This is a genomic window from Pantoea sp. XAF26B01_ASV70, from assembly GCF_054512635.1.
Genome location: NZ_CM137251.1, coordinates 1 through 12,681, shown reverse-complemented (window position 1 = coordinate 12,681; position 12,681 = coordinate 1). Strand labels below are relative to the sequence as shown.

Here is a 12,681-nt window from a genome sequence, read left to right as displayed (position 1 = left end):
ACATGGCAATTTTCAATCAGTTCCGCGTGATTAATCCCAACATGTTTGTGGAATCGACCTGGCTGGATGACATCGTTACCGCACGGGTGCCGCTGCTGGTGCTGCGTAATTTCCTGACGCCAGAGGTGCGGGAAGCGGTGGTGACTGACCTGCAGAGCTGCCGGGAAAAGATCCGTGTCTCCCACTATCCCAATGGCGCGCTGACCACGCTCGGCCCCTATCTGGCGCGTCATACTGCGGCTCCCGATAACTACTTTACCGAGCTGCGCGATATCCAGCCGGCGTTGCCGCCCTCACTGAATACGCTGCGCGAACAGATTTACCGCTGGGTTCAGCATGCGCTGCGGCTGGAAAGTTTACGCATCGCCCACGAACCGGGTTGTGGAGACTATGCCGGTTCTATCGTGCGCTTTCATGCCAATGGCGTCGCGAACCCGCTGCATAACGACAATATCGTGCGCGACGCCGCAGAGACTTCGCTAGTGGTGACGCAAATCCTGCATCAGCTCAGCTGCGTGGTCTGCCTGCAGGAGTGCAACGCGGGCGGAGCACTGCGTATCTACAACAAAAAGTGGTCGCCGGAGGATGAGCAGTTCAAAACCGTCGGGGAGCTGGGTTATCGCAGTGGGGTGATCGAAAACAGCGAGATCTGCGAATTTTCACCACGCAGTGGCGATATCTATCTGTTTAATCCTGCGTTTTATCATGAGATCGATCGGGTCGAAGGCGATACCCGTATCACCATAGGTTTCTTTTTCGGGCTGACCGATAAAAAAATGAAGCACGCTATCGCCTGGAGTTAAGCCGGGTCGTGCCAGAACAGGAGAAGGGAATGACGACGTTTGAAAAAATCACTGCGCTGCTGGATCAGCAGCAGGCCAGCTATCGCGTGGTGGAACATGAGGCGATAGGGCAGACCGAACAGATCAGCCAGATACGCGGTAACCTGCTGGGTCAGGCGGCCAAAGCGATGGTGCTGGAGGTCAGCATGCCGGACGGTGCGCCATCGCGTCAGCTGCTGGCGATAGTGCCGGGCGACTGCCGGATCAATTTCAAAAGTGCGGCGCGCGCCATCGGCGGCAAAAAATCCTCTTTCGCCGCTCCGGAGCTGGCGCAGGCGCTGACGGGCTGTGTGATGGGCGCGGTACCGCCGTTTAGTTTTGATGACCGGCTGGCGCTGCGGGTGGATACCCGACTGCAACAGGTCGGAACGTTATGGTTTAACGCGGGCGAACTGGATAAGTCGATCGCGCTGGCTGTAGATGATTATTTTCGCATCGTGGGTGAAGGCTGCTGTGCCGATATCGCGACCCCCATTGCGGTCACCGCCTGACGGCAGGACAAGGAGTTTCTGATGTCGGTAAAAGATATGCTGTTAGCGCTGTGCGTGGTGGTGGCGTGGGGCGTCAATTTTGTGGTGATCAAGCTGGGGCTGCAGGGTATGCCGCCTTTTTTGCTCGCCGGGCTGCGTTTTACCCTGGTCGCCTTTCCCGCCATTTTCTTTGTGCGTCGCCCGCCGATTCCGCTGCGCTGGCTGGTGGTTTATGGCATGACCATCAGTTTTGGTCAGTTCGCCTTTCTGTTCCTGGCGATCAAGCTCGGCATGCCTGCCGGTCTGGCCTCGCTGGTGCTGCAGGCGCAGGCATTCTTTACCCTGTTGCTGGGTGCGTTGTTGCTGGCGGAGAAGCTGCGCTGGAATCATATCGTCGGGATTATCATCGCTACGCTGGGGATGTTTTTGCTGGCAACGGCAGGCATGGAAGGGCAGACCAGCGCCGGTATTACGCTGACCACCATGATGCTGACGCTGTCGGCGGCGCTCTCATGGGGGCTGGGTAATATCACCAATAAGATTATTATGCGGAACCGCAGCGTGCCGATCATGTCACTGGTGGTCTGGAGTGCGCTGGTGCCGATCGTTCCTTTCTTTGCCTGTTCGCTGCTGTTTGATGGTCAGGCCGCCATCGTTTACAGCCTGCTGCATATCGGCCTGCAGACCGTGCTGGCGCTGTTCTATCTGGCATTTGTCGCCACCATTGTGGGTTACGCCATCTGGGGGAATCTGCTGAGTCGCTACGAAACCTGGCGCGTCGCGCCGCTGTCGCTGCTGGTGCCAGTGGTGGGGATTATTACCGCCGCGCTGGTGCTGGATGAGCATCTCTCCGGGCAGCAGATGCTGGGTGCGGTGGTGATTATACTGGGACTGCTGGTCAATGTGTTTGGTGGCGTGCTGGGTCAGCGTTTAGCGATGCGAACGCAGCCGTAAGGACAAGTCTGCCTTCAGATATAAGGGCAAAAAAACGCCGCTAACGCGGCGTTTGTCATGGTTACTTCAGAATCTCAATACGGCGTGGTTTCGCCTCTTCCGGCACCAGTCGTTCAAGATCGATGCTCAGCAGACCATTTTCGAGACGGGCATCGCGCACCACAATGTGGTCGGCGAGCTGGAATTTACGCTCGAAGTTACGCTCGGCGATACCCTGATACAGGTATTTACGCTCGGTCTGCTCTTCAGGATGGGCACCCCGCACGATCAGCACGTTATCGTGCGCCGTGATATCCAGTTCACTCTGAGCAAAACCGGCCACCGCAATAGTAATGCGATAGTGATTTTCATCGACCAGTTCAACGTTATAGGGAGGATAGCCGCCATTGCTCTGATTCTGATTAGATTCGAGCAGGTTAAACAGGCGATCAAAACCGATAGCAGAGCGATAAAGTGGGGTGAGATCAAAATTACGCATATTAAGACTCCTGAATTTCAGCAAGTTTTGGCAACCTTCCACTACTGGACAGGCTGGATACGGCACCCCACTGTCCCTTGCGGCAACGGTGAGTGCGTCCGTAAACTAAAAATGGGTGCCACAAGACCATTTTCAAGAGGGTGAAATGCAATTTTTTTCGCCAAATTGTGGAAATGGCATACACTCAGGACTACTTTTGCCAGACCCAGACGGACTTCGCCCCAGAGTGTTGACGTTGTCTGGCAAGCAAACTCAGCCAGGCTTATGCCATGACTGAAGGGATGATGATGATGAAATTGATGAAGACCTTACCTCTGGCTGGAGTGGTGTGCTGCGCAATGGCAACAACCGGCTGTTCCAGCGTGATGTCTCACACAGGTGCGAGTCAGGGCTACTATCCAGGCACCCGTGCCAGCGCTGATATGCTGTCCGATGGTGATACCAGCTGGGCGCTGAAGCCGCTGGCGTTAATCGATCTTCCTTTCTCTGCCGTGCTGGATACGCTGCTGCTGCCGTGGGACTACTACCGCAGCGACAAAGATAAATCTCTCGACTCTCCACGTGAACGCATCCTGCAGAGCGAAAGGCTGGCGCATACGCAGGAAAGCCTGGCGCAGGCGCAGCCTATGCCCCCTATGCGGTCACTGCCGCAACCGTAAAGAGTTGCCGCCAGCCATTCACCTCACGCATATAAGCAATCTGTGTACCATCCGGTGACCAGACCACCGCGTCACCTGATGGCGCCTCTTCTGTTCTGCGGGTCAGACGCTGACACACGCCGCTCTCAACGTCACATCGCATCACGCTGTTATCGCAGATAAAAGCGATCGCCTGGCCGTCAGGATGCCAGCTAAAGGCGGACTGAATGCTGTGGCTGAGTCGGGTGATCTGACGCGGTTCGCCGCCGTTGGGGGAGACCGTCCAGAGCTGGATCACCTCTGCGGCATCCGCCATCAGAAACGCTATCTGGCTGCCATCCGGTGCGGCGCGCAGCCAGTGGCGAGGTTGCAGAGCCACACCACGGCTGTGCGTCAGGCGACGCTGCTGCACGCCAGCCGGTGGCGCAGGTAACTGCTGGCTGCTGCCCTCCAGCGGCGTCTCTCCGGCGCGGGCGTAATCCTCCAGTGCATCAGGCAGATCAACAATAAAAACTTCAGGCCTTTTTTCGCCCTGCGCCGTCAGCGTGTCGCCAATAAAGGCGATCGCCCAGCGCTGCCAGCTGCCGTCCGGCTTCTGGTAGCCACGCTCACCGACCCAGCACTCCTCACAGGCACGATTAATCTGGTCACTGCCTGGCAGCGGTTCCGCATGCGTCTGGCTCACCAGCAGGCAAAAAAAGGTGCCGTCATATTCGCGCGGATGCTGCTTTTCGGGCGTTACAGCGCAAAGGGGCACCGCGATGCCGACGTTGCGCAGATCGAGCCGGCTATCCAGTTCGTGCATTACGTGGTCATTGTAGGTAAAGCTCAGGCGAGAACCGTCAGGACTGAAGACATGTACATGCGAGCCGCCACGCAGCGCGCCAGGAGTAAACGGTGGCGTGATATCGCAGGCATCCAGATTCACCGCCGCACCGTTCTGAACGATTACCCCGCGCCGGTGGTGGAAGTCATACTGCCAGCTGGCATCGGGATGTTCCGGGCCATGAATGCAGACGTAGCGCGGTGGCAGGACGGGACTGACCGTGACGACGCCGACATGGGCACCATGTCGGGCCTGATAGAGCACCTCCACCTCACCGGTCATCACATTGACCCGCTCAATGGTCTGACTGGTAAACGACGCGCCCGATGGACGAACGTCAAACGCCAGCCACTGGCTGTCGGCAGTCCAGACATTAATATTGGTGAGCTGATGCTGACGGGCAGCAAAGGTGATCTGTTTTTCTGACATGATGAAACCCACGGAGAAAGAGTTGCCCGACAAATTACGCGATTCTGTTTTGCGGTGCAGCATTTTTGCCGGGTTAGGGGATCCGGGCCGAAGCGGCCCGGCAGAGAACAGGCCGTTACAGCACTAACTCTTCGATGGCATGCGCGACGCCATCTTCCATATTGGTTTTGGTGATGAACTGAGCAATTTTCTTAACAGAGTCAATGGCATTCCCCATTGCGACACCCGTTCCTGCGTATTCGATCATCGCCAGGTCATTCTCCTGATCGCCAATCGCCATTACTTCTTCCTGCTTCAGGCCGAGCTTCTCAGCCAGCATTTTGACGCCCTGGCCTTTATTCACCCGACGATCGAGGATTTCGAGGTAATAAGGCGCGCTCTTCAGGATGGTGTAAGTCTGCTGAGCATGCCCGGGCAGGCGGGCAATCGCTGCGTCGAGCAGAGCGGGCCGGTCGATCATCATCAGTTTCGGGAAGCGCATGGCACGATCCATCTCCTCCACCGCGCGGTAGCGCACCGGAATGCCGGTCAGGCTCGCTTCATGGATGGTGTATTCGCTGATGTCTTTGTTAGGGGTATAGAGATGGGTTTTGTCGAATGCCTGGAAATGTACGCCAAGCTCACGCGCCAGGTTCTCAATGTAGAGGTAGTCGTCAAAGGTCAGCGTCACTTCCGCCACGCACTCACCATCTTCGGCCTGATGAACCAGCGCACCGTTGTTGCTGATCGCGTACTGGCCGGGCGTCTGCATATCCAGTTCCATGAGATAGCGCTGGATACCCACAAACGGCCGGCCGGTGGTCAGAACAATCGACACCCCTTGCTGACGGGCGCGATCCAGGGCGGATTTCACCGCCGGTGTGATCTCATGTTGCGGGTTGAGCAGGGTGCCATCCATGTCGATAGCGATCAATTTAATAGCCATAGAGTCCTCGTAGCGTCTGGGTTTTGTTCAATGCTAGCGCGATTCAGCGCACATTGACCAGTTTCATGGCAGGCGAGAACGGCCAGCTGACCGCCAGCTTCAGGCGGTAAAGAGATCGCGGTGGATTTTAATCACGGCTTTTCGGATTGTTTCGGGTTCGCCAGGGGCGCAGCAGGGGCGATGGATATCGTGCGGGAAAAAGAGCGCGAACATGCCGGGCATCAGCGTAATCACAGACTCATTCAATATCTTCTGATAAAAAACGACGTCTCGCTGCTGGGCAAAATCTTCGGTGATGTGCTGGTCGGGATGGGCGCGGGCCACGCCAATATTTTCGGTGCCTGCCAACAGATACTGAATATCGATGTAGTTGAAGTGGGACTCCGCTTTGCGTGCGCTGGCCGGTTCGGTCATCATCTCCTGCACCAGACAGAACATTTTATTGTCGGGCAGGATCTCATATTTGCCGGTTTCCAGCTGGCTGAAATCTGTGCTGGCAATCCAGCTTATCGCCTGATCGATTACCGGATGAAAGGCGTGACGTTCTCTGTCCCAGTCGTGACGATCGCAAACAATCATGGTGTAACTCCCTGTGTGGAATAGTGCGCGGTAAATGCGCAAAGAGGGGCAAGAGTAAGGGAGCAGACCGTGTTAAAACGTGATCGGGATCGCAGCCTGCGGGCAGGAAGGCACCTCCTGGCGGGTTTTCCGCCCGGACGGCACAAAAAAAAGGCCATCACCTGGGTGATGGCCTTTCATCGCTGATGCCAGTTAAATATCGATATTGGCGGCTTTCAGCGCATTTTCTTCGATGAAGGCGCGGCGCGGTTCAACCGCATCGCCCATCAGGGTAGTGAACAGCTGATCAGCGCCAATCGCATCTTTAATGGTAACGCGCAGCATACGACGGCTGTCTGGATCCATGGTGGTTTCCCACAGCTGCTCCGGGTTCATCTCGCCCAGACCTTTGTAGCGCTGGACCGAGAGGCCGCGACGCGACTCTTTAATCAGCCACTCAATCGCCTGTTCGAAGCTTGCCACTGGCTGACGACGCTCGCCACGTTCGATGTAAGCATCTTCTTCCAGCAGACCACGCAGTTTGCTGCCCAGGGCGCAGATTTTGCGATACTCAGGACCCTGAATGAAATCAGCATCCAGCGGATAGTCAGTATCTACACCGTGGGTACGGACGCGCAGTACCGGCTCGAACAGGTTTGATTCGCGGTTTTCACGCACCTGTGCCAGATAGGTGCTGCCATGCGCTTCGCGTTCAGTCAGATAGTTCACCAGACCATTCAGCCAGGTTGTAACCTCTGCTTCGCTGGTCAGGTCGCTCAGCGTGTCGTGATAAATCATCGCACGCAGCATGGCCATCGGATAACGGCGCTCCATACGCTTGATCATCTTCTGGGTGCTGTTGAAGTCAGTGACCAGCGTCTCCAGCGGCTCACCGCCCAGCGCCGGCGCGCTGGCATTGGTGTGCAGCGTCGCGCCATCAAGCGCGATAGCGATCTGGTATTGATCCATCGCCTCGTCATCTTTGATGTACTGCTCCTGCTTGCCTTTCTTCACTTTATAGAGTGGCGGCTGGGCGATATAAACGTGGCCGCGCTCAATGATTTCAGGCATCTGACGATAGAAGAAGGTCAGCAGCAGGGTACGGATGTGCGAACCATCGACGTCGGCATCGGTCATGATGATGATGCTGTGATAGCGCAGCTTGTCCGGGTTGTACTCGTCGCGACCAATACCGCAGCCCAGCGCGGTGATCAGCGTGGCCACTTCCTGGGAGGCGAGCATCTTGTCGAAACGCGCTTTCTCAACGTTAAGAATCTTACCTTTCAGCGGCAGAATCGCCTGGTTTTTACGGTTACGGCCCTGTTTGGCCGAGCCGCCTGCGGAGTCACCCTCCACCAGGTAGATTTCAGACAGCGCCGGGTCGCGCTCCTGGCAATCCGCCAGTTTGCCTGGCAGACCCGCCAGGTCCAGCGCGCCTTTACGGCGGGTCATTTCACGGGCGCGGCGTGCCGCTTCACGGGCACGGGCAGCGTCGATGATTTTGCCGACTACAATTTTGGCGTCTGAAGGATTTTCCAGCAGGTATTCAGCCAGCAGTTCATTCATCTGCTGCTCAACCGCTGTTTTCACCTCGGAGGAGACCAGTTTATCTTTGGTCTGCGAGGAGAATTTAGGATCCGGCACTTTCACCGAAACCACAGCGATCAGACCTTCACGGGCATCATCACCGGTGGCGCTGACTTTGGCCTTCTTGCTGTAACCCTCTTTTTCCATGTAGGCATTCAGGGTACGGGTCATCGCTGAACGGAAACCGGCGAGGTGTGTACCGCCGTCGCGCTGTGGGATGTTGTTGGTAAAGCAGTAGATATTTTCCTGGAAGCCGTCGTTCCACTGCAGCGCCACTTCCACACCAATGCCATCTTTCTCGGTAGAGAAATAGAACACGGTAGGGTGAATCGGGGTTTTGTTTTTGTTGAGGTACTCAACAAACGCCCGGATACCGCCTTCATAGTGGAAGTGATCGCTTTTGCCATCACGCTTATCATCCAGACGAATCGACACGCCGGAGTTCAGGAATGAGAGTTCACGCAGGCGTTTCGCCAGGATGTCATACTCAAAATCGCGCACGTTGGTAAAGGTTTCGTGGCTCGGCCAGAAACGCACACGGGTCCCGGTAATGTCGGTCTCACCTGTCACCGCCAGCGGTGCCTGCGGTACGCCATGGACGTAAATCTGCTGATGCACTTTGCCTTCGCGACGGATGGTCAGCTCCAGCTTCTGCGACAGGGCGTTAACCACGGAGACGCCCACGCCGTGCAGGCCGCCGGAGACTTTATAGGAGTTATCATCGAACTTACCGCCAGCATGCAGCACGGTCATGATCACTTCAGCGGCAGAGATGCCCTCTTCTTCGTGAATACCGGTAGGAATGCCGCGCCCATCATCCTGCACCGATACGGAGTTATCGGCATGGATGGTGACCACAATGTCACTACAGTGACCAGCGAGCGCTTCGTCGATTGCGTTATCCACGACCTCGAATACCATGTGATGCAGACCGGTACCGTCATCGGTATCGCCGATATACATGCCCGGGCGTTTGCGTACCGCATCAAGTCCTTTCAGGACTTTAATACTTGAGGAGTCATAAGAATTCGACATCAACGTTTCTCGCTCATTTTAATCTTCAGGTTGAACCGCTATTTTACCCTGTTCCACGCGGAACATCTTGCCCTTTTCGTCGGTCATGTCGATTACATGTCCGGCAGAAATTGCGCTGACAAATACCTGAGCCTGAGTGGCTTTTAACCGTTCCGCCAACAGGCGTCGGCGGCTCTCATCCAGCTCAGAAGCAAAGTCATCAATAAGGTAAATACAGCGGCGTCCGCTCTGGCTTGTCAGGAACTCGCCCTGTGCCAGACGCAATGCACACATCAGCAGTTTTAACTGCCCGCGTGAGAGTAAATCTTCTACCGGCGTCCCTTCAGCCCGAATACGAAAATCCGCTTTATGGGGACCGCTGGCGGTATAGGTCAGTGCACGATCGCGCTCGAAGTTACGTTCCAGCAGTTCGGCGTAGTCGCTCTCTTTGTCCCAGCCACGCTGGAATGAGAAGCGCAGCTCAAATTCCGGCAGAAACTGGCCACAGGTGGCGGTGATTTCCGCTGAAATCGCCGCGCTGTATTCCGCCCGCCACTGGCTGATCTGTTCAGCCAGCGGAACCAGCTCCTGATCCCAGGGACGAATCTGGCTGTAACGTGAGACCTGGCGCAGCGCCGCGTTCCGCTGTTTAAGCAGGCGGCGCATGTTGTTCCAGGCGTTAAAAAAGCCGGGGGTGTTATGAAAGCAGCCCCAGTCGACATAGGCTCTGCGATATTTGGGGCCGCCATTCAGCAAACTAAAGCCTTCAGGGGTGATTAACTGCATCGGCAACAGCTGCGCCAGCTCCGCGACCTTATGACCATCGCTGCCATCAATGCGCACTTTGCTGTCACCGGCACGGTTTTTGGTCAGCCCGACTGAGATTTCCCGCTCTTTGTTTTCCAGACGCCCATGCAGCACAAACGCCGCCTCATCGTGACGAATCACGCGTCCCGCCTGCAGGCTGCGAAACGAACGGCCATGCCCCAGAGTATGAATCGCTTCTAAAACGCTGGTTTTACCACTGCCGTTGGCGCCGACCAGGAAATTAAAGCCGGGTGCCAGCTGCAGGTCAGCCTGCTCAATATTACGAAAATCTTTGATAAGAAGGCGGGTTAAAGCCATGAATCAGTCCAGCGTGAAGGGCAATAAAATTTTGGGCCTGGCCATCCAGGGCGTCAACGGCAAAGCAGGTTTGCCCGATACCTCAGTCACAAGGCCGTCGGCGTCGCAGCTACGTTGCGCCCCGCCAGCGCACAGCCACCGGAGCGTACTGAAGTACGTGAGGATGGCGAGCACTGCCGGGGCACAACGTAGCAAGTAAGCCAGGCCGATATATTCTACAAGAAGCGCGCAGGCCCTGGGAGCATACTGAAGTATGTGACCAGGGGCGAGCACTGCCCGGAATCAGAATGGCAAGTAAGCCAGGCCGATATCTTCTACAAGCGCATGGGCATGACGACATAGGCCGCTGCCGGGCTCGCCACATCCTCAATCTGCACGCTCGACACTGAATCGGTCAGCAGCAGACGGACGTTTTCGCACTTCAGCGCGTTCAGCACATCCAGCACGTAACTGACGTTGAAGCCAATCTCCAGTTCCGTGCCGTTGTAGCTGACATCCAGCATCTCTTCCGCTTCTTCCTGTTCAGGGTTATTGGCGGTGATCTTCAGCTGATTTTCGGTGATATAGAGGCGAACACCGCGGAACTTCTCGTTAGAGAGGATAGCGGCGCGGGCAAAGGCCTGTTTGAGCAGATCGCAGCCCGCTTCCAGCGCTTTGTCGGGATTCTTCGGCAATACGCGACGATAATCGGGGAAACGGCCATCAACCAGCTTAGAGGTAAAGATGTAGTCGCCGACATGCGCACGGATATTGCTGCCGCCAATCTGAACCTGCAGCGGGGTATCGCCGCCATCCAGCAGACGCAGCAGTTCAATCACGCCTTTACGCGGCACAATCACCGAATGACTCGGCAGCGCCTGACCAATCGGCATGGAGCAGACGGCCAGACGGTGACCGTCAGTGGCCACGGTGCGCAGCTCTTCCCCTTCGGTTTCAAACATCATGCCGTTGAGGTAGTAACGCACATCCTGATGCGCCATCGAAAACTGGGTGGCTTCAATCAGCCGTTTCAGCGTTGCCTGTGGCAGGGTGAATTCAACCTCACTCTGCCAGTCGTCAAGATTCGGGAAGTCACTGGCGGGCAGGGTCGACAGCGAAAAACGGCTGCGGCCAGAGCGCACCAGCATGCGATCGCCTTCCAGTGCCAGAGTAATTTCTGCGCCATCCGGCAATCCGCGGCAGATATCGAGGAATTTGCGCGCCGGAACGGTGGTGGATCCAGGCTCATGTGCCTGAGTCAGCGCCACGCGTGCGACCATCTCCATTTCCAGATCGGTACCGGTCAGCAACAGCGAACCTTCAGTTACCTGCAGCAGCAGGTTTCCAAGGATCGGCAGCGTCGGACGACCACCCAGGGGACCACTTACTTGTTGCAGCGGCTTCAGCAGCTGCTCACGTTCAACAATAAATTTCATAGCGTCAGGAAGATAATGTTCTGATGAGATTAGAGAAATCTTCTTTGATATCGTGGCTCTCTTCACGCAGTTGCTCAATCTTGCGGCAGGCATGAAGCACCGTTGTATGGTCGCGACCCCCAAAAGCATCGCCAATTTCTGGCAGGCTATGGTTGGTTAACTCTTTCGCCATCGCCATCGCCATCTGGCGCGGACGTGCCACCGAGCGCGAACGGCGCTTGGAAAGCAGATCCGCTACCTTAATTTTGTAGTACTCAGCCACGGTCTTCTGAATATTATCGATGGTGACCAGCTTTTCCTGCAGCGCCAGCAGATCGCGCAGCGCTTCGCGCACGAAGTCGATGGTAATCGCCCGGCCAGTAAAGTTGGCATTGGCGATCACGCGATTCAGCGCGCCTTCCAGCTCACGCACGTTAGAGCGTAACCGCTTGGCAATAAAGAAGGCGACTTCACCAGGCAGACGGATGTCGTTCTCATCCGCTTTTTTCATCAGGATCGCCACACGCGTTTCCAGCTCAGGCGGCTCGATCGCCACCGTTAAACCCCAGCCGAAACGTGATTTAAGACGATCTTCCACCCCGTTGATCTCTTTTGGATAGCGATCCGAGGTGAGGATGATCTGCTGGTTGCCCTCTAATAAGGCATTAAAGGTGTGGAAGAACTCTTCCTGCGATCGCTCTTTATTAGCAAAGAACTGAATGTCATCGATCAGCAGCGCATCTACCGAACGGTAGTAGCGTTTGAACTCTTCAATCGCATTGTTCTGTAGTGCTTTAACCATGTCCTGCACGAAGCGCTCGGAGTGCATATAAACCACTTTTGCATTGGGTTTTCGGGCAATGATGCCGTTGCCCACCGCATGCAACAGGTGCGTTTTACCGAGACCGGTGCCGCCATACAGAAACAGCGGGTTGTAAGCGCCGCCTGGATTATCCGCCACCTGACGTGCCGCCGCGCGCGCCAGCTGGTTAGATTTACCCTCGACGAAGTTATCGAAGTTATGACGGTTGTTCACATTTGAGCGATAGGTGACGTCGGCCGGAGCCGGGACATTATCCCAGCTGGGACGCATGATCTGCGTCGGGGCCGGACGAATATGGCTCTGTACGGGCATCACGGGCGCGCTGACGCTGGCCATTACAGGCTGGCTGACCGCTGCCGCCTGCTGCTGAACCGGGCGCGTTCCCACTTCAAAACGCAGCGTGGGCACGTTTGGACCGCAGAATTCATTCAGCAGTGCATTGATACTATTAAGGTATTTGTCCCGAACCCAGTCGAGTACGAAGCGATTTGGAGCATACAAGGCAAGCGTATTGTCGTTTAACTCAGCCTGTAGTGGACGGATCCACATGCTGAATTCGGTGGCAGGAAGCTCATCCTGCAAACGGGCAAGACACTGTTGCCAAAGCGTAAGTGACAC

12 protein-coding genes are annotated in these 12,681 nt (G+C 56.1%); 4 read left to right on the top strand and 8 right to left on the bottom strand.

All coding sequences use genetic code 11. The annotated features are described in order from the left end of the window. Nucleotides 1-2 precede the first annotated feature (2 nt). From ACX8ZY_RS00060 to ACX8ZY_RS00050, 3 genes are read left to right on the top strand one after another with little or no spacing between them, the layout of a single operon-like run. On the top strand, nucleotides 3-803 hold the full coding sequence (locus ACX8ZY_RS00060; RefSeq protein WP_421665162.1) for a 2OG-Fe(II)-dependent halogenase WelO5 family protein: 801 nt from the start codon (nucleotides 3-5) through the stop codon (nucleotides 801-803). A gap of 29 nt (nucleotides 804-832) precedes the next feature. Beyond that, nucleotides 833-1,333 (top strand): YbaK/EbsC family protein, encoded by a 501-nt coding sequence (locus ACX8ZY_RS00055; protein WP_010258916.1) that lies wholly within the window; start codon nucleotides 833-835, stop codon nucleotides 1,331-1,333. Nucleotides 1,334-1,354: 21 nt separating this feature from the next. Then, entirely contained in the window at nucleotides 1,355-2,266 is a 912-nt protein-coding gene (locus tag ACX8ZY_RS00050) for an EamA family transporter (protein ID WP_033773205.1), read from the top strand. Between the two features lie 61 nt (nucleotides 2,267-2,327). Here ACX8ZY_RS00050 and ibpA read toward each other — a convergent pair whose 3' ends face one another. Further along, the gene (gene ibpA, locus ACX8ZY_RS00045; RefSeq protein WP_010258920.1) at nucleotides 2,328-2,744 is read right to left on the bottom strand and encodes a small heat shock chaperone IbpA; all 417 of its coding nucleotides are present in this window, start codon (nucleotides 2,742-2,744) and stop codon (nucleotides 2,328-2,330) included. A 290-nt stretch (nucleotides 2,745-3,034) separates the two neighbouring features. Between ibpA and ACX8ZY_RS00040 the strand changes: the two genes are divergently transcribed. Then, nucleotides 3,035-3,403, top strand: coding sequence for a YceK/YidQ family lipoprotein (locus ACX8ZY_RS00040; RefSeq protein WP_223564587.1), 369 nt, complete (start codon nucleotides 3,035-3,037; stop codon nucleotides 3,401-3,403). Here ACX8ZY_RS00040 and ACX8ZY_RS00035 read toward each other — a convergent pair. The 7 genes from ACX8ZY_RS00035 to dnaA all read right to left on the bottom strand — a co-directional run bounded on the left by ACX8ZY_RS00035 (nucleotide 3,378) and on the right by dnaA (nucleotide 12,681). After that, the gene (locus ACX8ZY_RS00035) at nucleotides 3,378-4,637 is read right to left on the bottom strand and encodes a DUF3748 domain-containing protein (RefSeq protein WP_158148899.1); all 1,260 of its coding nucleotides are present in this window, start codon (nucleotides 4,635-4,637) and stop codon (nucleotides 3,378-3,380) included. The genes ACX8ZY_RS00040 and ACX8ZY_RS00035 overlap by 26 nt on opposite strands. A 115-nt stretch (nucleotides 4,638-4,752) precedes the next feature. Continuing rightward, on the bottom strand, nucleotides 4,753-5,562 hold the full coding sequence (gene yidA / locus ACX8ZY_RS00030; protein WP_010258924.1) for a sugar-phosphatase: 810 nt from the start codon (nucleotides 5,560-5,562) through the stop codon (nucleotides 4,753-4,755). A gap of 99 nt (nucleotides 5,563-5,661) precedes the next feature. Next, entirely contained in the window at nucleotides 5,662-6,141 is a 480-nt protein-coding gene (locus ACX8ZY_RS00025) for a YhcH/YjgK/YiaL family protein (RefSeq protein WP_421665161.1), read from the bottom strand. A gap of 192 nt (nucleotides 6,142-6,333) precedes the next feature. Further along, nucleotides 6,334-8,742 carry a DNA topoisomerase (ATP-hydrolyzing) subunit B gene (gene gyrB, locus ACX8ZY_RS00020; RefSeq protein ID WP_158148897.1) on the bottom strand — a complete coding sequence of 803 codons (2,409 nt, stop codon included), beginning with the start codon at nucleotides 8,740-8,742 and terminating at the stop codon, nucleotides 6,334-6,336. Between the two features lie 18 nt (nucleotides 8,743-8,760). Beyond that, a complete protein-coding gene (gene recF, locus ACX8ZY_RS00015) occupies nucleotides 8,761-9,846 on the bottom strand; it encodes a DNA replication/repair protein RecF (protein WP_010258927.1) in 1,086 nt (361 codons plus the stop codon). A gap of 314 nt (nucleotides 9,847-10,160) precedes the next feature. Further along, complete coding sequence (gene dnaN, locus ACX8ZY_RS00010) at nucleotides 10,161-11,261, bottom strand: DNA polymerase III subunit beta (RefSeq protein WP_010258930.1); 1,101 nt, start codon at nucleotides 11,259-11,261, stop codon at nucleotides 10,161-10,163. Nucleotides 11,262-11,265: 4 nt separating this feature from the next. Then, complete coding sequence (gene dnaA, locus ACX8ZY_RS00005; RefSeq protein ID WP_010671615.1) at nucleotides 11,266-12,681, bottom strand: chromosomal replication initiator protein DnaA; 1,416 nt, start codon at nucleotides 12,679-12,681, stop codon at nucleotides 11,266-11,268.